Below are 25,167 nucleotides of genomic sequence, written 5' to 3' on the forward strand. Positions count from 1 at the left end.
AGCTTATGTTAAATTTTGCACCTTATATAGATTTACCGCTTGTTTGGGGTGGGCTTATAGCTACCGCTATTTGTTTATATGTTTTATTAGACGGTTTTGATTTAGGAGTAGGGATCTTATTTCCGTTTGCACCTACTGATGATTGCCGTCATAAAATGATTAATTCTATTGCTCCTTTTTGGGACGGTAACGAAACTTGGTTAGTACTTGGCGGCGGTGGTTTATTTGCAGCTTTCCCGCTGGCATATTCACTATTAATACCGGCTTTATATATTCCTATTACATTGATGTTACTCGGTCTAATATTTCGCGGTGTAGCTTTTGAATTCCGTTTTAAGGCTCATATAGGTCATCGTTATATTTGGGACTACGCTTTTCATTTCGGTTCTATGCTTGCTGTTTTTTGTCAAGGTTTAATGCTTGGTACGTTTGTCCAAGGAATAGAGATAGAAGGACGAGAATTTGCAGGGAGGAGCTTTGATTTTCTTACTCCCTTTTCCATTATGACGGGGATAGCATTAATATTCGGTTATGCACTCTTGGGTGCTACTTGGCTTATTCTGAAAACAGAAAAGAAAACACAAGATTGGGCTTATAAATCTGCTTTATATATTTTATTTTACGTTGCACTTTTTATGGGGCTTGTAAGCTTATGGGTTCCTTTCTTAAATAACCACATAAATCATCGTTGGTTTAGTGTACCTAATATTTACTATTTATCGATTGTACCTATTGTAACGGCTTTAATATTTATCAAGTTAATTAAAGCCGTTAAGCAGAAAAAAGAAGTAAAGCCATTTATTTATACGATCTTGTTATTTTTATTAGGATATTTAGGGCTTGCGATAAGTATATGGCCATATATCGTTCCTTATAAAGTTACGCTTGAAACCGCAGCAGCAGCACCGGAGTCACAGTCTTTACTGTTGATAGGGGCTGGGATATTTCTACCTGTCATACTTGGCTACATATTCTATTGTTATTATATATTCCGTGGCAAATCATCTCATCATCCGATATATTAAAAAAATCACCTCTTGTCTAAAAGGGTGGCAATGGTTTATTATTCTATGGCTTAGCGGATTATTATCCACATTACTTTTAACTTATGTAGTTAAGTTAGTGTTGAGGATGATAGGGTAAAGAAGTAATTAAAATCGTCATCGTCATTGTGAGCGACTGCAAGGAGCGTGGTAATCCAGCAAAAAAATTAAAAAAATGCTAGCTTATAGCATTTTTTACTGGATTGCTTCGTCAATTACTTCGTAATTTTCCTCGCAATGACGAAAAAATTGATCCATGCAACAAAGCTAATATTTACGTATAATAAATATAACTTAAAGATAAGAGAAAAAATAGTTATGATTTCAGAAGAAGATTATCGTAATATGAATGAGACCTTATATTTATTATCTATTCTTAATATGTATAAATCCATAATTGAAGGACGAGCAGAACCGATAGAAAAATGTAGCGATAAATTAGAATGATAATTGTTTCATTATAAAAATGCTTCATATGCGGATATATTATGAATAAGTCATTAACTGAAAAAATCTCAGCATTTATTATTACCAAAAATGAAGCGGCAAGAATAACAAGAGCTATAAATAGCGTAAAAAATATTGTCGATGAGGTGATAGTAGTAGATAGTGAAAGTACTGATGATACAGTTAGTATAGCTGAAAAATTAGGAGCAAAGGTAATAGTAAAGTCTTGGCTTGGTTATATAGGGCAGAAATCTTTTGCCGAAAGCCTTTGCGTAAATGATTGGGTTCTTAATATTGATGCCGATGAGGAGTTGTCTAAAGATTTACAAGATGAAATAGAGTATATTTTTGCATCTAAGAATCAAGATCAATATCTAGCTTATCAAATAAAGCTGTTAATAATACATCGTAATGACCAAAAGCCACGAATGTTTGCTCCATTTAATAAATGTACTCGGTTGTATAATAAAAAATTTGCAAGCTTTGCAAATACCGTAAATAGTACTACTCATGATTCGGTGATATTTAATAAAGATGTTGATTTTGAAGGTAAAATTTATCTATTAAATGAGGCTGCTTATCATTATTCGGGTACTTCAATTGAGCAGTTGGTAACTAAAGCAAATTTTTATTCTAGCGAGCAAGCAAAAGATTTAATGATGCAAGATAAAAAAGTTTCAAATATCCGAATAGCATTTGAAATGTTATGGTGGTTTTTTAAAGCATTTTTTATCAGACGATATTTTATATTCGGTTTTGACGGTTTTGTAGATTCAATGATTTTTGCTTTTGCAAGGTTTCTAAGGCTTGCGAAGTTAAGAGAGTCATCGCTTAAATCAAAAAACGTCATTGCGAGCGACTATAAGGAGCATGGCAATCTCATGAAGTAATATAAAATTCCTGAGATTGCCACGTCGATGCTATGCATCTCCTCGGAATGACGATTTAGAAAATAAAAATAAATTATGAAAGAAAATTTTAACGTTAGTAAATTAAAAAACGGTTTGACAATTTTAACATATAATATGCCTTATGTTAATTCGGTAGCAATAAATTTAATTGCTAAAGTTGGAGCACGTTATGAAAATGCAGAAGAGGAAGGCATATCTCACTTTCTTGAGCATATGGCTTTTAAAGGTACAAAAACTAGAACGGCAAAACAGATAGCGGAAGAGTTTGACTCTATAGGCGGACATTTTAATGCCTATACCGGTCATGAGAATACGGTATATTATGCACGAGTCTTGTCTGAAAATTGTGATAAAGCACTTAATATACTTGCCGATATAATTCAAAATTCTATTTTTGCTGACGAAGAAATAGCTAAGGAATATCAGGTGATCATGCAGGAAATTGCTCATCATCAGGATAATCCGGATGACCTAGTATATGAGAAATTTTATAATAAAGTTTATAGAGATCAACCATTAGGTAAGTCGATCTTAGGTACTGCTAAAACCCTTGCAACTTTTACGAAAGAACATTTTTTTAATTTTATAGGTAAACATTATAATGCCGAAAATCTCTATTTATCAATTGCCGGTAATATTGATCATGATAAAATAGTAATTATAGCGGAACAGTTATTTTCTTCTTTGAAGCAAGGAGTAAAAAGTAGCTTTATTCCGGCAAAATATATAGGCGGAAGCGGCTTTATTAATAAGGAGTTAGAGCAAACTAGTTTAGTGCTAGGGTTTGAAGGTACATCATATATTAATTTAGAAAAGCTTTACCAAACCCATCTACTTTCTATAATATTCGGCGGCGGTATGTCATCGCGTTTATTCCAAAATATTCGCGAGAAATTAGGTTTAGCATATGCAGTAGGTAGTTATAATAGTGCTTATTTTGATAGTGGAGTGTTTACAATTTATGCATCCACTGCACATGACAAGTTAGAATTATTATATAGAGAGATTAAAAATGAAATAATAAAAATGACTGAAAAAGTAAGCACAAAAGAGATTATGAGAGCTAAAACACAACTTCGTAGTAATTTACAAATGGCTCAAGAGAAAAATACCTATAAGTCAGAAGAAATAGGTAAAAATTATTCTGTTTTCGGTAAATATATTGCTCCTGAAGAGATTATGGAAATTATCATGAGTATAAAAGCTGATGATATTATTAATACGGCAAATAAAATATTTAGCGGTACTACTACGTCGGCAATTATCGGTCCGAATGATCTTCAGGGGTTTTAATGTCATTCCCGCGAGCTTGTAGCGGGATCTCAGGATAGAGCCTATGATAAAAGATCCCGTGGTCAAGCCACGGGATGACACAGAATACTTAAATGAATTTTGAGACAAATAAATGAAAAAAAAATTATATGAAGGTTCAAGTAAAATTTTATATTCCGCCGAAGAAGATTTTTTACTTATAATGGCTTTTTCCGATAAGGCTATTTTAGAAACCGGCGAGACTGTTGATATATCAGGTAAAGGAGTACTTAATAATAATATTTCTTCCTTTCTAATGGATAAACTGGAAATGATCGGCATTGAAAATCATTTTATCGAAAAAATAAATATGAGGGAGCAATTAATTCAATATGTCGAAGTTTTCCCGATACAAGTAATAATATCATCGGTAGCGTGCGGTAGATTTGTAAAAGAATTCGGAATGGATGAAGGGTATGTATTTGATAAACCGATCATTGATTTTAAGGTCCGAAGTCGTGAATTTAAATATCCGATAGTTAATGAGTATCAAATATTAAATTTCGGCTGGTTAACTAGGGATGAAATTAAAGCGGTAAAAGAGCAGGCTTTGCGTATATATGATTTTCTAAGCGGCTTATTTATCGGTGTCGGGATTCGGCTTGTTGAGTGTAAATTAGAATTTGGGCGTGTGTTTAACGGTGAAGAATCTATCATTATGTTAACTGATGAAATTAGTCCGGATAATTGTAGATTATGGCATATTAACAGTAATGAAAAATTAGGATTTGAATTGCTTGCAAAAGAACCAAATAAGGTTTTTGAATCATACCAGCTAATAGCTGATCGTTTAAAAGAAAAATAAATATATTTTTTAAGCGATATATGCTATTTTGGACTTGACAAAAACGCTCCGATGTCAATCCCGTGGCTTGACCACGGGATCTTGTATCACAGACTGTGTCCTGAGATCCCGCGATCAAGTTAGCTAGGATGACACATCAAGGTAACTAGATTCCCGCTTTCGCAGGAATAATATAAGAGAATTTTTAGTTTTTAATAATTTTTTACAGTAGAAAAGATGAAAATACGATTTATTATAATAAGCTTTATGGCTCTAATCTTAGTAGGATGGGGATATGCTGCCTATAAATTTGAACATCAAAGTAAAGAGAATATTATCTCTATTCTTGATAAATATGAAGAATATATAACTTATGATGCAATAAAAGTTAATAAATATGGATTTAGTGTTACTTTAAATAAAGTAATGTTAAAACCTATAGATTTTTATTTTGATGAAATAGTTATTAGGCATATACCGTGTTTAAATATTACAAAAATTGATTCTTACGGAAATAATATAAAAATTACTACCGCTCAAGATGAAAAAAATATTTTTTACTCACCTGATCATCATACAACAATTTGGTTTAGAAAATCTTTGTTTAATAGAGAGCCTGATTATTGGAAATTAAGCTTAAGTGACAATAAATCAACTCTTTATAGTTCTCTAGATGCAGAAAAATTAGCAGAGAGTGATATTAGTAATTCTGTAATTACTAATACTAAAACATCAGATAATCTTAATGTATTAACTGTGGATGGAAAAAGCACCATTTCTTTTACTTCTGAAAACTATAGTAAAAATTTATCTGATAAAGTTTTTAAATTTTTAAGAGATAAAATAGGAGAGGAAGCTAATTTTGACTCATTTGAATATGATGTAGCACAGTTGGATGCGTTAAATGTGCCAACTACTTATAATAGCCAATTAAAGCTTAAATATAGTGATGAGCTATTAGCTCTTGGAAAATTATTAATTCAAAATTTTTCTCTAGATCAAAAACAAGATAAAAATATGCATGCTGTTATTTTTATGCAGATATTAGGAGAATTAGTAAAAGGTAAGCCATTTTTATTTGCTTGCGATTTTGAAAGAAAAGGAAAAATAGAAAGTAATTTATACAAATTAAATATAGAAAAAGATAAAATTTTTGATTTTGCTTTAAATATTAAATCTACTAAAGAACCTTCCGAAATATACCAAAAAACGGCAGTTGAAGCTTTAGGACGTTACTTTAGTAATGGTTTAAACAAAAGAGCCGAGTTAGACAAAATGTTTAAACTAACTAGCCCTATTACTCAAGAAGACGGGGAAAAAGTAATGGGTATTTTTGCAAAAATAAATAATTCCAAATTTAATTTAAAAGGTGAGTTTGATCCCGAAGAAAAAAAATTATCCGGTAAAACTAATCTTGTAATGGATGATTTTAATTTTGCTATTGATATTGATATGCCTAATTTAGAGAATCCTATAAATCTAGAAAGCATAATAAAATTATCGGATCCGAGTGCGATTATAAATAATTTTGTGAATTATACTAATAATGCTATTATACCGGTACTTAACAAAATAGAAGATTCTAAGGAATTTGCTTTAAATCTAGGAAAACAATCTTCAGTAATAAAGCAATACGGTTTTGGAGCAATAGAAGCTTTTAGTAAAAATTCTGAATTAAAAGACGGTGAATCTTTAGTAGTTGATGTAAAAAGTAAAGATGCCGGACTAACCTTTAACGATAAAGCTATTGATCAGATCTTTAGTGATGCAAGAGTATTAGAATTTATGAATGCCATGGCTATGATAGATCAAGAAAGAAAACAAGTTGTCGGTAAATAATTTAAAGTATTGTTCAGTTCGAGAAATTGTCATCCTAGCTAACTTGATCGGCGTTGTTGTGTGGATCGTTTTATGTCATTCCTAGCTAGAAGCGGGAATCCAGTAAAACATATAAAAAAACAAGTTTTTTATATGTTTATTTTATCAAATATGTAACTTCTATATCAATATTGAAGTTATTTTTCTAGATCCCCGCCTATGCGGGGATGACATCGAGTGGGTTTTTCAATCCATGCAATAAAGCCGATTTGATTTCGGGATCCAAAAAAATAAAAAAGACAGGATACCGTGGTCAAGCCATGTTATGACAGCGAATTTTTCAAGAACCATACCGACAACGTGTAAAGTAGAAACCTAGAAAAAATAAGTTGGAATAAAAAATGATAAATATATCTTTTCCTGACGGTAGTGTAAGACAATTTGAAAAAAACATTACCGCCTATGAAGTAGCAAATGCAATTTCAATGTCACTTGCAAAACAAGCAATGATTGCTGAAATAAACGGTGAGTTTAAAGACTTAAGTACTGTAATTGAAAATAATTGTAAGCTTCGTATTTTAACTGCAAAAGATCCTGAATGTCTTGAGATCATCAGACATGATGCAGCTCATATTATAGCTGAAGCTGCTAAAGAATTATTCCCTGATATTCAGGTAACTATTGGTCCTGCAATTGAAAACGGTTTCTTTTACGATTTTGCTAAGGATACGCCATTTACGCCGGATGATGTGGCGATGATAGAAGCAAGAATGCATGAAATAGTCAAGCGAAACGAACAAATTACTAGAGAGCTATGGGATAGGGATAAAGCCGTAGAGTTTTTTAAATCGATAGGAGAGCATTATAAAGCCGAAATTATTGCTTCAATTCCGGCAGGTGAGCCCATTACTTTATACAGGCAAGGTAATTTTATTGATCTATGCCGAGGTCCGCATGCTCCCTCTACAGGGTTTGTTAAGCATTTTAAGTTGATGAAAGTTGCAGGAGCTTATTGGCGAGGTGATAGTCGTAATGAGATGTTGCAGCGTATATACGGCACGGCGTGGGCTACGAAAGAGCAACTAGATAATTACCTTTTTATGCTTGAAGAAGCCGAAAAGCGTGATCATAGAAAACTTGGGCGTGAGCTTGATTTATTCCACTTCCAAGAAGAAGCTCAAGGAATGGTATTTTGGCATGATAAGGGCTGGAGTATATATAATACTATCGAGCAATATATTAGGAAAAAGATTCGTAAAAACGGTTATATTGAAGTTAAAACTCCTGTTTTGGTGGATAAAAGCCTTTGGGAGGCTTCAGGACACTGGGAAAAATTTCGTGATGATATGTTTGCGTTAGAAACAGATGACAAGACATTAGCTTTAAAGCCGATGAATTGCCCTTGCCACGTGCAGATATTCAAACAAGGTATCAAGAGCTATCGTGATTTGCCTCTTCGTATGTCGGAGTTTGGTTTGTGTCACCGTAATGAGGCGTCCGGTGCATTGCACGGTTTAATGAGAGTACGGAGTTTAGTGCAAGACGATGCACATATATTTTGTGTGGAGGAACAAATTACCGATGAAACGGTTAGTTTCTGTAAGCTACTTACGGAAGTTTATAAGGATTTCGGTTTTACCGATATAAAGGTAAAATTTTCTGATCGTCCTGAAATCAGAGCAGGAAGTGATGAAGTTTGGGATAAGGCTGAGAATGCTTTAAAAGAAGCAGTAGAAAAAGCAGGTTTTACTTATACGCTAAACCCAGGCGAGGGAGCATTTTACGGACCGAAACTGGAGTTTGTTTTAACCGATGCGATAAGACGGCAGTGGCAATGCGGTACACTTCAGATGGATTTTGTATTGCCGGAGCGACTCGATGCTAGCTATATCGCAGCAAGCGGTGAGAAAAAAAGACCTGTAATGCTGCATAGAGCAATACTAGGTTCGCTTGAGCGTTTTATCGGTATATTGATCGAAGAATATGCCGGGCGTTTTCCTCTTTGGCTTGCTCCTATACAGGTCGCCGTGGCGACCATTACCAGTGATTTAAACGATTATGCTTTAGAAGTACAAAAAGCTTTAGTTGATAATGGCGTAAGAACGGATATTAATATCTCACCTGATAAAATTAACTATAAAATTCGTGAGTTTTCTAATCAAAAAATACCAATGATTGCTGTAATCGGTAAACAAGAGCAAGAAAATAAACAAGTAACGATTAGAAGACTTGGAACTACTGACCAGGAAGTATTATCGATCGAACAGTTGATAACATTAATTAAGGAAGAGAATAGTAGGTGTCTTTAAGAAAAAATGTATAAAGATTTAACATCATTGCGAGGAAATTATGTAATAATTGACGAAGCAATCTAGTTAAAAATTCTGATTTACAGAATTTTTTATTATTTTTGCTAGATTGCCACGCTTCTTGCAGTCGCTCGCAATGACGATATCAACCATTTTTAGGCAATGCCAATGTGCTAAATAACTACCGGTAGATTTTAAATCTAAAATGTGATATAAGACATTTATAATATGTATCATAGGGATATGATATCCCAGTTAGGAAAAATCCCAAGGAGCTTATGTGAGAACTATTATTAATATAGCTGATTCGCAAGTTAAAATTCTAGATCAATTATCCAAGAAAAAAAAGTATCAATAGATAAAATTATTAAGCAAGCTTTAGCTAGTTACATTTTTTTAAAAACTTTTTTATAATTAACCTGAATGAAGAAATTGCCGAGATGCAGTAATCCTTCGTAAAGAAAATAAAATTAAACTATCTGATGCTATAATATGGGCTACTGCAAGGTTTACCAATAGCATATTAATCACAAGAAATACTAAAGATTTCCCTGTTAATGCTTTTGATATAAAAGTACCTTACAGCATATAGGTTAGATCTGGGCATTCTTTATAGAACCTAAATGTGACCAATATTCTCTCAACTTATGAAAATCAAAACTCATCCTGTTTCTTTTTTATGGTCTGTTATAAAGCCGTATAAATATCTATATCTAATTATGATGATTGCTCCAATCGCAAGTGGTTTTCATCTTATTTTATATAACTATGCTGTGAAGCTTTTGCTTGATTTATTTACCCAAAATGAAAAGATTACATTTGCTCAAAGTTATAAACCGATAATATGGTTTGTAGCAGCACAAGCTATACTTGACGGGGGGGCTCTTGGCGTGCTCACAATTTTGCACAGCTTAAAGCCATGCCTTATATCTTTCAAGATATGATGAATAAAATATGTCATCGTTGTTTTAATTTGCCATACACTTATTTTCAAAATAACCCTTCCGGCTCTATAGTTGGAAGAGTACGGGGCATAGGTGATAATTATTCTAAAATGCACCAAGCAATTGAGTATAAATTAAGCCAAACTCTACTTATTACATTATTTTCCGGTGTTACTCTTGCCTATATTAATATTAAAATATTTATTATTATTGTTGGTTTTACTGCTGTTTATTTACTGCTTGCATTACGGTTTTTTATCAAACTTGCAAAAATGGAGCAGGATAAGCAAGATTCTTGGTATAATTTATTTGGTATCATAGCTGATTGTATTACAAATATCTTTACTATTGTTTCATTTGCAGCAAAACAGAGAGAATTAAATAAAATAGAAGATTATTATCATAATGTGCATAATATTTTAACAACTAGATATTATAAATATGATCTCATTATCTCTATAATATTGAACTTAGTATATTGGGTATATTTGATAGGAGTATTTGTATATGTAATTTACTTGCGTAATCTTGGTGAGATCGGTATCGGTGATATCGCTTTTATTATGTCCCTAACTTTTTTATTTGCTGAAAATTCTTGGCATGCTACTATGAGAATTAAAGACTTTTTAGAAGATGTGGCAGCGTTTCGCTCCGCCTTTACAATCATGAAAATCCCACAAGATACTATAGATAAAGAAAATGCCGCTGAATTAAAAATTTCTAAAGGGGAAATTGTATTTAAAGATATATCTTTTGCTTATAAAGAAGAGAGTAGTGTATTGAACAATCTTAATTTGCATATAAAAGCCGGTGAGAAAGTGGGTATTGTGGGGCATTCAGGCGGCGGTAAATCTACTTTGATTGCATTATTGTTGAAGAACTTTAAAGCCGGAATCGGAGATATTATAATTGATAACCAAAGTATTTACGATACTTCTTCTGATAGTCGCGGGAGCAGATATCATTAATTCCTCAAGATATTATGCTTTTTCATCGCTCAGTAGGTGAGAATATCGGGTATGTGAAAGAGAATGCATCGCCTAAGGAAATAGAAAATGCCACCAAAGCTGCAAATATCCATGAATTTATCGAAAGTTTACCGGAAAAATATAATACTATTGTCGGTGAGAGAGGAGTAAAGCTAAGCGGCGGGCAGAGACAACGCATAGCAATTGCCCGTGCTATTCTTAAAAACGCTCCGATCTTGGTTTTAGATGAAGCAACTTCAAGCCTTGATAGCCATACAGAGCAAGAGGTACAAAAATCTATTGATACAATGCTTGATATTGATAATGTAACTATAATTGCTATAGCTCATAGATTATCTACTATAAAACACATGGATAGGATATTGTTATGGATAAAGGCAAAATCGTAGAAGAGACGGTACTTTTAAGGAACTTGTTCGTAAGGAAAAGGGTAAGTTTAAGGAACTCTGGGAGCATCAAGTTAACGGCTTTGTTTAAAAATTAGTATTTAGGTGTTGTTAACTAATTATAGAAATCGTCATTGCGAGTGATCTTTGATCGCATGGCAATCCAGAAAAAATAATAAAAAAATTCTGTAAATCAGAATTTTTTACTGGATTGCTTCGTCAATTGCTATGCAATTTCCTCGTAATGACGGAAAAACTGATCTACGCAGCAATGCTTTCTTGTAATGACGAAAAAACAATATTTATAATATAATTTTGTTGGACTTTATTCCTAAAAAAACTTACTATTTAGGAATACACTCCTAAATAGTAATAAAAAAATGTTTAACAGATATATAAAATTAATCTTAGATAAAAAGCAAACTGCTTTTTTATAGGGGGCAAGAAAAACAGGGAAATCTACTTATTTAAAAGAATTATATCCGAATTCTATATATTATGATTTATTAAAAACCGACTTACAGATTAGATATTTAAAACAGCCGTCAAATTTTCGAGAAGAAATATTAGGACTTGAGAAAGATAAGCTTACTTTACCGATTATAGTAGATGAAATACAAAAAGTACCGGCATTACTTGATGAAATACACTGATTTATAGAAAATACAGACAGCTATTTTATTTTATGCGGTTCAAGTACAAGAAAATTAAGAGTAACAGGAACAAATTTATTAGGCGGTAGAGCAATAAAATATAATTTTTATCCTTTAGTATATCCCGAAATAAAAGAAGATTTTAATTTACTTAAGATATTCAATAATGGTTTAATCCCGCTACATTTCACTAGTAATAATCCTCGTAAACTCTTAAAAGCCTATGTAGAAGATTACTTAACAAATAAAATTCGTGTTGAAGGGTTAGTGCGTAATATAGCAGCTTTCAGTAGATTTATAGATAGCATCGCTTTTTTTCTCACGGTGAGTTGTTAAATTATTCTAATGCCTGTGATTGCGGAATAGACGCAAAAACAGTTAAGGAATATTATCAGAGACTTGTCGACACGTTAGTAGGATATTTAATTTATCCTTATACTAAAAAAGTTAATAGAGAAATTATATCGTCTATTCCAAAATTTTATTTTTTTGATGTCGGAGTTGCAAATAATATCATACAATACCAATTTAATGAAGTAAGAGGGCGGAAGCAGGAAAAGCTTTAGAACATTATATATTTACGGAACTGACAGCTTATTTAGAGGTTTAAACGATCTCGATTATCGTATAAATTACTGGCGTACCAAAACAGGTTTAGAAGTTGATTTTATAGTTAGTACTATTAGAGGTAAAGCGGTGCCGATCGAAGTGAAAATATCATCAAATGTACATAATAGCGAACTTCGAGGAATTAAATCTTTTATAGAAGAACATCAACTAAGTAAAGGGTATATTGTTTGTTTGGAATCAAATCTTAGAAAAGTAATTTAGGGTACGCAAGAAATAGATATAATACCGGTGCAACAGTTTTTAGAGAAATTATGGAATCATGAAATTTTATAAATGAATGTCATTCCCGCTCTCGCGGGAATCCAGAAAAAACTTTTAAAAATCAAGAAATTACAGGTATTTTTGATAATTGCTTTAAAGTTTCAGAAAAAAATAAAAATTCTTCTGGATTTATATATTTTTTGGATTCCCGCTTTCGCAGGAATGACATACTTTTGAGTTATACCCCTAAGGTTTTTTTACCTTTAGATTGTTCTTGTTCAACTGCTTGAATATGAGACTTGACTTGAGGGATTGCAAGATCGACTACATGTTCATATCTAACACCGTTTTCAAATAAAACTTGACCGCATTTATTCACTTGAATAACATCTTCTTTAGAGAATTTATTTAAAATAATTTCCGTGATGTCATAAAGGAATTTCCAAGATAATTCTATTCTTTCTTGTAATGTCAGCTTTTTATTTTCCGGTTTTTGACTATTAAGGGCAACATTTGGCGAATCGTCAATATTACCTCCTTCAGCAGGTAATATATTTTTTTTACGTGCTGCTATTTCCTTATAAATTAAAAATATTAATAATAATACTAAGCAACCTATGGCAATTAAAATATGAGTATTAGAATTAGACACTATTTTGCTCTTCCTTGTTGTTGAGTTAAGTTTTGTGTTTTAGAAAGCATCGTAACCTTTACCTATATTAACTAAGTTAGCTATATCAGGAGCTAGCTTTGCAACTGCTAAGACCGGAGGCGGTAATAAGTTAGTTTTTATTGTTAGACTTATAATATTTCCGAGTTCTTTACTTCCTGGTATTACTCCTACTATTTTTTTATGTCACTTGCAATTTCCGTAGCTTTTTCTGCGGCTTTACATAAGGATTCTATCTTTTCGCCAAAAGAAGCTTCCGGATTTAATACTTTTAATAATTCTGTTTTAGTTTCATTTAGATTACCCGAAATAGTATTCTTTACAGAGTTTAATTTGTCAATATTTATATCTTGTTATATCTTGCGGAATTGCACTTTCAAGATTACTTTTTAGTTCTGCTATTTTTTCTTCTACTTCATCTTTGCTTTTTGGTATAGCTTTAGCAGCTTTTGCAACATTCTCTAGTGAAACTTTGTTATTAGGGTTTTTATTTACTATTTCAATAATTTTTCGAGGTGGTTCCTTTGATATTTCTGAAATTGCGGCAACTTTCTTGGCTTTTTCATAGATGCTTTCAAGCTTCTCATTAGATTTAGCCTCTTCCCTTATTTCTTTTATATCATTATGCAATTTTGTTATTTTTGGCAATAATTTTTCAGAGTCAATAAGATTATTTATTTTCTCAAATATTCCGCTTGTTTGAAGGAATATCCCAAGAATTGGTATTTGAGTTGATATGACCCCGACTAATATATTTTCTAATGATTCTATAATTTTTTTAGAAGCTCCAGGATAGAGTTTATCTAATTCTTGCTGAAATTTTAAAACTTGTTCTAAAACGTTTAAACATTTTTCTACAATAATCCCGTCAAATAAAAAGATATCTTTTGTTTTTAACTGTTCTTGATATGCTTTCTCAAGTGCTTCAGATAAAGTAGTTAGAGATTCTTGGATTGTCCTATTAAAAAGTTTTTCTATTTTCTCTATATCAATATTTTCAGTGTGAGATAATTCATTTAAAGAATTTTGTAAAATATAAAATAAATGATCTTCTAAATCTTTTACATTCATTTTCAAAGATTTTGTAAAACCATTTAATTTTATTAAAAGTCTTTGTAGTTCTTCTTGTTGTTCTTTATTTAATCCGCTGAAACTAGAAAAATCAATTATAGACATAAAATTTATTATCTTGTTACCAAATGTTAATTAATCTTAAAGCTTTATAACCGTAAAATAAAATGTAAAATAGTGATCATTGCCCTTGAGATTAATTTTTGTTATATTACGTGCTAACATTGCTACAATAGATTTATATTGTTTTATTGGGATATAGGTATATTCTTGAAAGATTAAACTAATTTAACTAACATATTATCAATTATTCAAAAAATTTATGCGTAAATTAACTATATTTATTGTTACATTATTACTAACTAGTTCAGTTGTCGCTGTTGATTTGCAGGAAGCTTTAACTGAAGGATATAAGAATAATGAGGAGCTGAAAGCTGCTAGGATTAAGTTTTTAGACTCGATTGAGCAGTTTCCACAAGCTTTTTCAGGGTTTATGCCTAGTGCCGGATTGCAGATTAATAGACAAAATAGTAAGACTAAATATAATAAAAAATATGCAGATAGACTTGGTCTTACTCCAAGGGCAACAGATAGCGATCAAGGTGCATTAACAATTCAACAGTCTCTATTTAACGGTGGTTCTAGCGTTGCGGCTCTTAAAGCTGCTGAAGCAGGATTTAGAGCCGCACGAGGTGCATATTATGCCGGTGAACAAAAAATATTATTAAATTTAATAACTGCGTATCTTGATTGTTTTGAGAGCAAAGAGAAATATGATATTTCTGAAAGTAGGGTTCGCACTAACATACAACAAGTTAACACCGTTGAGGAGAAATTAAGACTTGGAGAAGCAACGGAAATAGATATAGCAACCGCAAGAGCAGGGCTTGCAGCGGCAGAAACGAATAAACTAGCTGCTTATGCCGATTTTCAAGGAAAAAAAGCAAATTTTATTAGAGTATTTGGAATAGAGCCGACTAATATCACTATGCCTGAGTTACCTAAAATGTTACCTGCTTCATTAGATGAGTTAATAGGAAGAGCTATTAAGCTCAATCCTGATATTGATTCGGCAAGGCATAATGTAACTTCGGCTAAAGCCTTAGAAATGGCAGAAAAAGGGAAATTATTACCGCAAGTAAGCGTGCAACTGCAATCCGGTAGAACGCACTACAATCCACAAGGTGATATAAATGCTATAAATAATAAAAGCTATACTACTATTCTTTCGGTAAATATTCCTATTTATCCTGAGGGAGGAGCTCAATATTCAAGAATCAGATCGGCTAAAAATCAAACAAGAAATAGTGCAGTTCAGCTTGATAGTACGATAAAGCAGACCCAAGCAGGGGTTGTAAGTGTGTGGGAGGGATTTGAAGCAGCAAAATCTCGTATTGTTGCAGCTAATCAAGGAGTGGATGCTGCTCAAATATCATATGACGGTACTGTGCAAGAGGAAATAGTCGGGTCTAAAACAATGTTAGATGTTTTAACTGCCGAAGAAAAATTATACGAAGCAAAAATAACTTGTGTGGATGCGTATAAATCTTCAGTACTTGCGGCATATCAAATGAAATTGTTAACCGGCGAGCTAACGGCTCAAAGTTTAAAACTTAAAGTAAAATATTTTAGTCCTGAAGAAGAGTTTAAGACTATTAAAAAGAAAATGTTTATAGGTTTCTAACGTGAGTAAGGAAAATAAAAAGAACCAAGATATGTCTATAGAAGACATATTAAAATCGATCAAAGGAATAATTAACGAACGTAAAAATCCTATTCACGAAAATGATAGTGAAAATGAAGATATATTAGAGCTAACGGAAATAGTAAATCAAGATGAAGAAGAAAAGTTAATATCAACTAAATCTGCTGAAGAGGTAGGTGATATTTTTAAAAATTTTACCGATACTATTAAAGATAAAAAGCTGGATAATAATATTTCATCTAAAAATGCACTTGAAGAATTAGTCGTTGAGATGTTAAAACCGGAACTTAAAGCTTGGCTTGACAAAAATCTACCTTTACTTGTTAAAGAGTTAGTAGAGATTGAAATAAAGAAATTGGTGCAGAATAGTAAGAGGTAGGAGAGTGAATTATTGTCATACCGTGGCTTGACCACGGTATCCAGAAAAAAATTTAAAAGACTGGAGGCCGTGATCAAGTCACGGCATGACAGGATAAATAAGGAATTATATGTTAAATAAATTATGTAAGATATTATTTTTTATCAATCTGTTATTAGTTGCAGTGCAAAGTTATGCTTCACCTCCGCCCTTACCGCCATCATTACCGGCTGCTGAAGTAGATACTAACGATAAGGATGTTAGCGCTAGTTCCGATATTTCTTTTTTTGATAAATTTAAGCAATTTTTTAGTAAAACAAAAAAGAAAGATATACCCCCTAAACAGGCAAATGAACAAACTAAAGCAGACCATCAAGAAGAACCAAAGCTCGCTTCCCAAGAGCCTAATGAAAATGAACAAGCTGAGCCGTTTATAGATGTCGGTAATACAGCATTGCCTAGTGCCACCGCAAGTAATGAACATGAAAGTAGTGTAAATTTAGCTTCTCATGACATTCATAAATCTAATGAAAACGAGGCATCTGAACCTTTTATAGATGTTGGTAGTACAACATTGCCTAGTGCTGCAAGTAATGATGTTCATACAAATACCGAGCATGAAAATAGTACAAATTTAGCTTCTCATGATAACACACCGGATATACAAGTTACACAACAAGAATCTAATGAATCGGAAACATCTGAACCTTTTATAGATATTGGTAGTGCAAAGTTACCTAGTGCTACAAGTAATGAAATGCATGAGGAAGAAGTTGTTTCTAATGAGCATAATGATACAAATTTAGCTTCTAATATTATAACTCCTAACGTACCGAGACCGATAGTATCGATGCCTCCGGCTCAAGCAGGAAGTTATGTAGTGCCTCCGCAGCGACCGGTGCAAATATATAAACCGACCAATTTATCGCCTGTGCATAAGCCTATTCCTCTTAATCCACCTCCTGATGCTAATAAAGAGGAAGAAAGCGTAGCACCGATATCACCACCGTCGATACCTAATATGCCTGCTGTTTCTCCGCCTGTGGTTAGCCCGCCGGTAACCCAAGATACTACACCAAGTACTATGCCGACAACAGTACCTCCTGCAGAAACTCCGGTAGTACCTAGTAATGTACCTGCACCGCCGGTAATGCCTACAGATCAACCGTCTACACAGCCTATAACACCGACTAGCCCAAATACACCCGTTACTACTCCGCCTAAAGTAGTTCCTACAACCGATTCTTCGGCGGAAATAAATAACTTGCAAGAGACATTTATTGCTGTTTCAAATGTCCCAAAAAAACAAGATTGGAATACTCCGCTTATACCCGTTGTTGTAGTGAAGCCGAATCAACCTCAGCCTTTAGAGAAGCAAATTAAGAATAATCAAACTACGAATAATCAAGAGAAATCACCGCCGATAAGCTCTCCAAATGTCACGATTCAAAAACAAGATAATAACGTAAATAATGAAACATCGGAGTTGGTAACAAAATTTGTTAAAGATGAAACGCAAATGTTACTTTTACCTGATGATGATATAGTTCTTGGTAAACTAACAGAGCAAGCGACTTTAGAGCAGATGGATATGTATGCATATATAGGGCTATTTCAAAAGAAAGAAGAATGGATAGTAAATGCCGAAAGAAGAAAAGTTGTAGAGAGTTTTATTAAATATGATAATGATATAAATAAAAAGAAAGATATTTATGCCAACCTATCTTATTATAGTGCAGTAGATAATGCTTTTAGAGCAGTTGATAGAAACAATCTTTTGGGGTTGCGTGCGTTACTTGACGTTTATCCGATATTGCAAGAAAAGAGCAGATTAGGTGAAACATTACTAACTGCTGCTATTTATAACGATAATTACTATTTAGCAAAATTTTTGGTCATACGAGGTATTAAAATTTCTACTCTAAATGATGAGTGCCAATATCCATTAGATATTGCATTAGCTCAAGGAAACGCTAACATAGCTTGCATGCTAATCAAAGCTAAGGGGTATAACTGATAAGATTATTTTTATCGTCATTGCGAGCGACTGCAAGGAGTGTGGCAATCTCATGAAATAGTATAAAATCCTGAGATTGCTTCGTCAAAACTTACAGTTTTTCCTCGCAATGACGTAGAATTTTCAAATAATTTCTTTCAAAGCAGAATTGCTTTTCTATATTAAATAGTTTAATTTAGGAAAGAAAATAATTAATTGAATCTCTAATATATGAGCGATTTATTCAGCTTTAACAAAGAAAAAAAAATTAAGCTAGTCGATAATAACTATAGTGCAAAAGATATTGAAGTATTAGAGGGACTTGAGCCTGTTCGTAAAAGACCAGGGATGTATATCGGCGGCACTGATTCAAATGCTATGCATCATTTAGTATCTGAGGTGTTGGATAATGCTATGGATGAAGCGGTCGCCGGCTTTGCAAGTATCATCACGATAAAAATGCATCAGGATCATAGTATTACTATATTTGATAACGGTCGCGGTATCCCTATTGATAATCATCCTAAATTTCCTGATAAATCAGCTTTAGAAGTAATTTTAACCACTCTTCATTCAGGAGGTAAATTCTCAAATAATGTTTATCATACTGCAGGCGGATTGCATGGTGTTGGACTATCGGTAGTAAATGCTTTATCTAAACATTTAGAAATAAAGGTTTATAAACAAGGTAAATTATATAGCCAAAGTTATTCTAAAGGAGAAAAGTTAACTGATTTAATATGTGAAGAAGCATCTAAAAGGCTAAGAGGTACATCAATAAATTTCACTCCTGATCCGGAAATTTTTAGTGAAAAATTACATTTTAATCCTAAAAAGATTTATGAGCTTGCAAGGTCAAAAGCTTATTTATATCGCGGTGTTACTATAGAATGGGAATGCGAAGTAGAAGTGCCGTCAGATATACCTAAAAAGGCATTAATAAATTTTCCAAACGGTTTAAAAGATTATTTAAGTTCAAAAATAACTTTAGATAATTTAATTATTCCGGAAATTTTTTCAGGCAATATAGAGTCTACGTCAGACGGGATAAAACTTGAATGGGCAATCTGCTGGCAAAATAACGATAGCTCGGCATTTATTCAATCATACTGTAATACCGTTCCGACTCCTCAAGGAGGAACACATGAGCAAGGACTTAAGTCGGCTATTTTACGTGGGCTTAAAGCATACGGTGAAATGATAGGGAATAAAAAAGCTGCTAATATAACTATTGAGGATATTTTAGAAACCGCAAGTGTCGTACTTTCTATTTTTATAGCTGAGCCGTCTTTTCAAGGACAAACTAAGGAAAAATTAGTATCAAACGGTGTAAGTAAACCGGTTGAGAATATAATAAAAGATCATTTTGACCACTTTCTTAGTAGCGATAAAGCTTTAGCTACTAATTTACTTGAGCATGTAATTAGCATTGCCGAGTTTAGAATAAGTAAGAAAAACGAAAAAAATATTTCCCGTAAAAATGCCACTCAAAAATTACGTTTACCCGGTAAACTTGCTGATTGCACACGAACTTCACCTGAAGGGACGGAATTATTTATTGTAGAAGGTGATTCGGCAGGAGGCTCTGCAAAACAAGCACGTAATAGAGAAACGCAAGCAGTATTACCGCTATGGGGTAAAGTTCTAAATGTTGCGAGTTCTACGCTTGAGAAAATCGTTAATAATCAAGCAATACAAGATTTAGAAATAGCTCTTGCTTGCGGTAGTTTAAAGAATTATAAAAAAGAAAATTTGCGTTACGAAAAAATAATTATTATGACTGATGCAGATGTTGACGGTGCTCATATAGCTTCGTTATTAATGACTTTCTTTTTTTTACGAATGCCGAAATTAGTAGAAGAGGGGCATTTATATCTAGCTAAGCCTCCGCTTTATCGTTTAACGCAGTCTAATAAAACTTATTATGCAGGTGATGAAGAGGAAAAAGCTAAGTTAACAGATAAATTATCAAAAGCTAGTAAAGCTAAAATTGAAGTAGGTAGATTTAAGGGGCTGGGTGAAATGATGCCTGCACAATTAAAGGAAACTACTATGCATCCGGAAAAAAGATCGCTTTTAAAGGTAACTTTAGAAGATTTTCAAAATGTCGATAAAATAGTAGATGATTTAATGGGTAAAAAGCCAGAAAAAAGATTTCAATTTATTTATGAACAGGCTTTAGTTAAAATGGATAAGATTATTAGTGAGCTGGATATTTAATCGTCATTGCGAGCGTCCTCAATGTCACCCTGTGGCTTGACCACGGGGTCTCAGGACATAGCCTGTGATATAAGATCCTGCGATCAAGTCACGGGATGACAAAAAACACACATATTTGGAGTATTATGTTATTACGTTTAATTATAACACTATTTTTTATTATAAATTCTATTTGTGCATTTGCAGAAGAAGAAAAAGAACCTGAAAATAAAATATCAAATCAGGAGGCTTATAAGCAATTTCAAGACGTATTTGAACGTATCGAAAAGGATTATGTACAGGTACCCGATAGGCAAAAAATGATAGATGAAGCAATTAACGGTATGTTAAACTCACTTGATCCTCATTCAAGCTATTATACCGATGAGGATTTAGAAGATATTTTTACTTTTACAAAAGGTGAATTCGGCGGAATCGGTGTTGAAATAATGTATGATAGCGGAGCAATTAAGATAATATCGCCTATTGACGATTTGCCGGCTTTCAAAGCAGGGCTTAAAGGCGGAGATTATATAGTAGGCGTGAATGACGAGTTAGTCTCTACGCTTGGTCCTAATAAAGCTATAAAAGAAATGCGTGGTACACCGGGTACTAAGGTTAAATTGTTGATAATTAAGGAAGAAGAGGCAAAACCGCAAGAGCTAGAGCTTACTCGCGAAATAGTAAAAATCAAGCCGATAAAAGCACATTTAGAAAAAAATAATATTGCATATATACGTATAACTACTTTTAATGAGTCAACAATTTCTGAGCTGAAGGCAGCAGTAAAGAAGTTAAAAACTGAAAGTAAAGATGATCTTAAAGGTATAATTCTAGATTTACGTAATAATGCCGGTGGTATACTCGATCAAGCTATTGCCATTAGTGATTATTTTATTGATTCCGGTGTAATTGTAACAACAAAAGGTAGAACTACATCAAGTAATAGCGAAACTAAAGCAAATGAGTTTTCGTTAAAAGCTCCCAAAGTACCTATGATAGTTTTAATAAACGGTAATTCTGCCTCTGCCTCGGAAATAGTTGCCGGAGCTTTGCAAGATCATAAAAGAGCAATAATACTTGGCACTAAGTCTTTCGGTAAAGGATCAGTTCAGGCTTTAACGCAAATTAATTCTAGGGCTGCCGTAAAACTCACTATATCTAAATATTACACCCCAAGCGGTCGTTCTATTCAAGCAGAAGGAATAGAGCCTGATATTTTAATTGAGCCGGCAAAAGTCGAATATCCTAAGGTGAAAAAAATAGATAAGCGTTTTTCAGAAAGTTCTTTAAAAAATTACTTAAAGAATGATAATGAAAAAAATAAAGATTATTCATCTAAAAACAAAGATAGCACAAAAGAAACAAGAGCCAAAAATAATAAACAAGAAGAGAATGAATTATCGGAATTATACAAAAAAGATTATCAATTTGCTCGTGCTTATGATGTAATTACAGGGTTGATTATTAATAAGAAGCTGGACACAAAAGAGAAAGTTAAACAAGAAAGTAAAGAGAAAGGGTAATGTCATGCCTAGCTAAAAGCAGGAATGACATCAATGACTTTTTTAAGAGCCATACAAGCATAAAATACTTGCTCTTAAAAGAAAAGAAAGGTCGTAATGAACCATAATAAGTATATAGTAAGATTGTCATTCATTATATTGTTTCTTAATATTGTCATAAATATGATGTTTTACCGTTATTTTATGATAAAAGAAATGATAGTAAAACAAGTGGTTTTGGAACATACTAAAATTGTAGAACTTTACACTGATAATATTTGGAATACTCATCAGAACGTAATCAGTAAATTACATAAATTCGATTATTTAAAATTATTACAAGATCAAGATTTTATTAATTTTGCAAAGATTACCGCTCAATGGTTCACCAATCTTAATATTAATATTTCTCTCTATGATCTTAAAGGTAATAAATTCATCACTAGTAATATGTTACATATGTATAGTGTAGACAATTATAAAGATGATAGTTTGGTTGAGATAGTTACCGCAAAAATCGATAAATTTTTTTTAAAGTCTTTTACTTCAAAAGCTCCGCTTCGAGACGCTTTTAAAGGTATTACAAGTCATATATTATTACCAAGGGTAATAATAGAAAATGAAAGTGATTTAACAGTGGAAGAAGCTTCCTTTGTTACTAGCTATATCCCTGTTATAGATAATAATTTAGATTTTCCCATAGATGCAGTATTTGAGATTAACACTAATATTACCAGCCAGTGGCAAAATATAACCTCTCTTGAGCAAAAGGTTTTTATAACTTTTATCATTATTTTTATAATATTCTGCACTATAATTATTAGTAACACTAACTATGCTAGACAAGTTATTGAGGAGCAGCTTGAAACAAATAGAAATTTAAAAGCTCAAATAGTAAAAGTAGAAAAAACCAGATCTTCAAATACAAAGTTTTTTGCTAATATTAGTCATGAATTGCGTACACCACTTAATGCTATAATAGGCTTTTCGGAAATTCTTATGTCGGAAAGAGATGCAGAAAAAAATAAAAATTATATTAAAGATATAAATGATGCTGGTAAACATTTGCTTAGTATGATTAATGATATTTTAGATCTTTCTAAAGCTTCTGCCGATAAATTAAAAGTAGATAGTATAGATCTTGATTTAAATAAATTAATTAGTTCTTCACTGATACTTGTTAAGCCTCGTGCCGATCAAGCCAAAGTGGCTTTAATTAGTAGATTACCGAAAGAGCATGTTGTTATAAAAGCTGATCCAAAAAGGCTAAAACAAGTATTCTTAAATCTTTTATCAAATGCCGTGAAATTTACAAATTCCGGAGGAAGTGTTACTATTACACTTGAAAAAGATGAGTTAGCAAAATTAGTATATATAAAAGTTATAGATACCGGCATCGGTATTGAGGAAAAAGATATCCCAAAAACTTTATCGGAGTTCAGTCAAATTGATAGTGAGCTTAGTCGAAAATACGAGGGTACCGGTCTTGGGTTGCCGCTTACTAAAAAGCTGGTTGAGCTTATGAACGGTAAATTTGATTTGCAAAGTAAGATAAATGAAGGTACCACCATAACAATAACTTTTACATATGACGATAGTATTAAAATATAAAAAATTGTGTGGAATATTAAAAAATTTTCGGTATACTTGTTTAATGTGAAAAATTGGCTACGTCGTTTTATAAGATCTGCGGTTCTCACGTATTAAGTATACGCTGTGATCCTCACCTTATAAACTCTTTGCTCTTTTCCAAATAAAACTTCGTCTACTTACTCTTCGTTTATTCAGAGATATTATAAAAAAATATATGAAACTTATTATCTTATTATTTACTTTTTTATTTTCTATGTTTTCTTTCGGAGAAAGCGAAACTATTAAAGGAAAGCCTTTAAAATATGCAGCAAATAATGATTTTGAAAATAGACTAGATGAACAGGAACAAGAAATCAGAAGATTAATCGGTAAAGTTGAGGTTTTACAGCATAAAATTGATATGTTAACGCAAAACTCAAATATTCCAAATCAAGAAGAAAATACTGAAGTTTTAGAAGTCGGTGACTCAAAAAAACAAGATGTTTTTGATGTAGCTTTGCTTAAAGATATGCCGGATAATGCTCCTAAAAAACCTATTGCGGTTAATAAGGATATAGCTCCCGATAAGCAAGCTTACGATTTGGCTCTTGCTGCTTATAAAGATAATAAACTTACTGAAGCAAAAGATAAATTTAAAAATTTTATCCAAAAATATCCTAACAGTTCGCTGATTAGTAATGCTTATTTCTGGTATGGGGAATGCTTTTTTAAACAAAAAGACTATAACGGAGCAGCAGTTAACTATTTAAAAGGCTATAAAGAGTCACCGAAAGGGGCAAAATCTTCCGATGGGTTATTGAAGTTAGCACTTTCCTTAGGCAAACTAAAAAAAACTCAGGAAGCATGTAATATGCTTGCTAAGCTTGATAAGGAATTGCCAACTAATAGAACTGCCGCATCCAAAAAAATGGCAGAAGATGCTAAGATCAAATTTGGCTGTAAAAATAAATAAAAATAATAAAATATGACTGATATTTTGGATGAAGTACTGAGTGATCAAAATGAAGAAAAAAGGTTAATGTTTTTCAAAAAGCTTTTACCTATAATAATAATCATTTCTATAATAGCTATTACTATAATGGTTGTTATTAATAATAATAAAGATAAAAGAATTAAAAATAACCAAAAAAACGGAGATATTCTTGTTAAGACTGTTGGTTTGGAAACAACAAAAGATAATGAAGAATTAGCTTTTAATACTTTAGAGAATTTAGTTACTACTAGTAATACTAAAATAAAAGAAATAGCTGCATTAGAACAAGTAGCCATAAAGATTTCGGAAAAAAAATATTCAGAAGCGAAAGACCTGCTTAATAAAATTATTGAAAATAAAGAATATTCCGAAATTTCTACTTTTTATGCACGTATTTCATGGTGTGGTCTTGTTATTGATGATCAAAATCTAGATATTCAAGATAAAGAAAAATTGACCAAATATTTAAACTATTTTGATGACGAGAAAAAACCTTTTTGGGCTACGGCAACTATTATAAAAGCTATGTGGGATATTAAGAATAATATGAAATCGCAAGCAGAAAAAAATCTAAAAAATTTATTAATTTCAAATAATGTATCTGATCTAATAAAAGATCAGGCTAAAGCATTGCTTGTAAATTTAAATAAATAATAATTCGTACTTAAGGA

General features: G+C 32.4%; 22 protein-coding genes and 4 pseudogenes. 22 read left to right on the top strand and 4 right to left on the bottom strand.

From position 1 onward, the window contains the following. Positions 1-5: 5 nt before the first annotated feature. From cydB to thrS, 8 genes and pseudogenes are all read left to right on the top strand, one after another. Positions 6-1,025 (top strand): cytochrome d ubiquinol oxidase subunit II, encoded by a 1,020-nt coding sequence (cydB, locus tag RAS_RS01805; RefSeq protein WP_147141820.1) that lies wholly within the window; start codon positions 6-8, stop codon positions 1,023-1,025. Positions 1,026-1,179: 154 nt separating this feature from the next. Then, positions 1,180-1,291, top strand: a pseudogene (locus RAS_RS10645) (lytic transglycosylase domain-containing protein); the annotation flags it as partial. Continuing rightward, positions 1,281-1,490, top strand: coding sequence for a type II toxin-antitoxin system Phd/YefM family antitoxin (locus RAS_RS01815; RefSeq protein ID WP_147141823.1), 210 nt, complete (start codon positions 1,281-1,283; stop codon positions 1,488-1,490). The pseudogene RAS_RS10645 and the gene RAS_RS01815, both read left to right, overlap by 11 nt. Positions 1,491-1,531: 41 nt before the next feature. After that, positions 1,532-2,380, top strand: a complete 849-nt coding sequence (locus RAS_RS01820) for a glycosyltransferase family 2 protein (protein WP_147141825.1) — start codon at positions 1,532-1,534, stop codon at positions 2,378-2,380. A gap of 75 nt (positions 2,381-2,455) precedes the next feature. Next, on the top strand, positions 2,456-3,694 hold the full coding sequence (locus RAS_RS01830; RefSeq protein WP_147141830.1) for a M16 family metallopeptidase: 1,239 nt from the start codon (positions 2,456-2,458) through the stop codon (positions 3,692-3,694). Between the two features lie 112 nt (positions 3,695-3,806). Next, the gene (locus RAS_RS01835; protein ID WP_147141833.1) at positions 3,807-4,517 is read left to right on the top strand and encodes a phosphoribosylaminoimidazolesuccinocarboxamide synthase; all 711 of its coding nucleotides are present in this window, start codon (positions 3,807-3,809) and stop codon (positions 4,515-4,517) included. 216 nt (positions 4,518-4,733) lie between these two features. Next, a complete protein-coding gene (locus RAS_RS01840) occupies positions 4,734-6,335 on the top strand; it encodes a phosphoribosylaminoimidazolesuccinocarboxamide synthase (protein ID WP_147141836.1) in 1,602 nt (533 codons plus the stop codon). Between the two features lie 380 nt (positions 6,336-6,715). Then, a complete protein-coding gene (gene thrS, locus RAS_RS01845) occupies positions 6,716-8,623 on the top strand; it encodes a threonine--tRNA ligase (RefSeq protein WP_147141838.1) in 1,908 nt (635 codons plus the stop codon). A gap of 5 nt (positions 8,624-8,628) precedes the next feature. Here the strand turns inward: thrS and RAS_RS09390 are convergent. Then, positions 8,629-8,750, bottom strand: a pseudogene (locus RAS_RS09390) (lytic transglycosylase domain-containing protein); the annotation flags it as partial. Then, positions 8,690-8,860 carry a hypothetical protein gene (locus RAS_RS10965; RefSeq protein ID WP_172616108.1) on the bottom strand — a complete coding sequence of 57 codons (171 nt, stop codon included), beginning with the start codon at positions 8,858-8,860 and terminating at the stop codon, positions 8,690-8,692. The pseudogene RAS_RS09390 and the gene RAS_RS10965, both read right to left, overlap by 61 nt. Before the next feature lie 410 nt (positions 8,861-9,270). Here RAS_RS10965 and RAS_RS01855 point away from each other — a divergent pair, with 410 nt between their 5' ends. The 6 genes and pseudogenes from RAS_RS01855 (at position 9,271) to RAS_RS10410 (ending at position 12,426) form a co-directional block, all read left to right on the top strand. Further along, the gene (locus RAS_RS01855; protein WP_232049282.1) at positions 9,271-9,567 is read left to right on the top strand and encodes a hypothetical protein; all 297 of its coding nucleotides are present in this window, start codon (positions 9,271-9,273) and stop codon (positions 9,565-9,567) included. Next, positions 9,564-10,535 (top strand): ABC transporter transmembrane domain-containing protein, encoded by a 972-nt coding sequence (locus tag RAS_RS09395; protein ID WP_269473003.1) that lies wholly within the window; start codon positions 9,564-9,566, stop codon positions 10,533-10,535. Before RAS_RS01855 ends, RAS_RS09395 begins: the two co-directional genes overlap by 4 nt. A 14-nt stretch (positions 10,536-10,549) precedes the next feature. Continuing rightward, positions 10,550-10,945, top strand: coding sequence for an ATP-binding cassette domain-containing protein (locus RAS_RS10405; protein WP_269473004.1), 396 nt, complete (start codon positions 10,550-10,552; stop codon positions 10,943-10,945). 446 nt (positions 10,946-11,391) lie between these two features. Next, positions 11,392-11,595, top strand: a pseudogene (locus tag RAS_RS10655) (ATP-binding protein); the annotation flags it as partial. A gap of 329 nt (positions 11,596-11,924) precedes the next feature. Continuing rightward, positions 11,925-12,161 carry a DUF4143 domain-containing protein gene (locus RAS_RS01870; RefSeq protein ID WP_147141841.1) on the top strand — a complete coding sequence of 79 codons (237 nt, stop codon included), beginning with the start codon at positions 11,925-11,927 and terminating at the stop codon, positions 12,159-12,161. A 61-nt stretch (positions 12,162-12,222) separates the two neighbouring features. After that, complete coding sequence (locus RAS_RS10410; RefSeq protein ID WP_269473018.1) at positions 12,223-12,426, top strand: DUF4143 domain-containing protein; 204 nt, start codon at positions 12,223-12,225, stop codon at positions 12,424-12,426. A 238-nt stretch (positions 12,427-12,664) separates the two neighbouring features. Here the strand turns inward: RAS_RS10410 and RAS_RS01880 are convergent, their stop codons facing one another. After that, positions 12,665-13,078, bottom strand: a complete 414-nt coding sequence (locus RAS_RS01880) for a DUF2660 domain-containing protein (protein ID WP_147141846.1) — start codon at positions 13,076-13,078, stop codon at positions 12,665-12,667. Continuing rightward, a pseudogene (locus tag RAS_RS08490) lies at positions 13,078-14,272 on the bottom strand (hypothetical protein). The gene RAS_RS01880 and the pseudogene RAS_RS08490 overlap by 1 nt, the downstream one beginning before the upstream one ends. Positions 14,273-14,489: 217 nt before the next feature. Between RAS_RS08490 and RAS_RS01895 the strand changes: the two are divergent. The 8 genes from RAS_RS01895 to RAS_RS01935 all read left to right on the top strand — a co-directional run bounded on the left by RAS_RS01895 (position 14,490) and on the right by RAS_RS01935 (position 25,150). Continuing rightward, entirely contained in the window at positions 14,490-15,851 is a 1,362-nt protein-coding gene (locus tag RAS_RS01895; RefSeq protein WP_147141848.1) for a TolC family outer membrane protein, read from the top strand. Position 15,852: 1 nt separating this feature from the next. Beyond that, positions 15,853-16,251, top strand: a complete 399-nt coding sequence (locus RAS_RS01900) for a DUF2497 domain-containing protein (protein ID WP_147141851.1) — start codon at positions 15,853-15,855, stop codon at positions 16,249-16,251. 109 nt (positions 16,252-16,360) lie between these two features. Continuing rightward, entirely contained in the window at positions 16,361-18,247 is a 1,887-nt protein-coding gene (locus RAS_RS01910) for an ankyrin repeat domain-containing protein (protein ID WP_147141854.1), read from the top strand. Positions 18,248-18,457: 210 nt separating this feature from the next. Further along, positions 18,458-20,446 (top strand): DNA topoisomerase IV subunit B, encoded by a 1,989-nt coding sequence (parE, locus tag RAS_RS01915; protein ID WP_147141856.1) that lies wholly within the window; start codon positions 18,458-18,460, stop codon positions 20,444-20,446. A gap of 125 nt (positions 20,447-20,571) precedes the next feature. Continuing rightward, entirely contained in the window at positions 20,572-21,951 is a 1,380-nt protein-coding gene (locus tag RAS_RS01920) for a S41 family peptidase (protein WP_147143929.1), read from the top strand. Positions 21,952-22,047: 96 nt separating this feature from the next. Then, entirely contained in the window at positions 22,048-23,541 is a 1,494-nt protein-coding gene (locus RAS_RS01925) for a sensor histidine kinase (RefSeq protein WP_147141861.1), read from the top strand. A gap of 196 nt (positions 23,542-23,737) precedes the next feature. Beyond that, positions 23,738-24,475 carry a tol-pal system protein YbgF gene (gene ybgF, locus RAS_RS01930; protein ID WP_147141864.1) on the top strand — a complete coding sequence of 246 codons (738 nt, stop codon included), beginning with the start codon at positions 23,738-23,740 and terminating at the stop codon, positions 24,473-24,475. Between the two features lie 12 nt (positions 24,476-24,487). Further along, positions 24,488-25,150, top strand: a complete 663-nt coding sequence (locus tag RAS_RS01935) for a DUF2659 family protein (protein WP_147141867.1) — start codon at positions 24,488-24,490, stop codon at positions 25,148-25,150. Positions 25,151-25,167 lie beyond the last annotated feature (17 nt).

The organism is Rickettsia asiatica (genome assembly GCF_007989425.1).
GTDB classification, from domain to species: domain Bacteria; phylum Pseudomonadota; class Alphaproteobacteria; order Rickettsiales; family Rickettsiaceae; genus Rickettsia; species Rickettsia helvetica.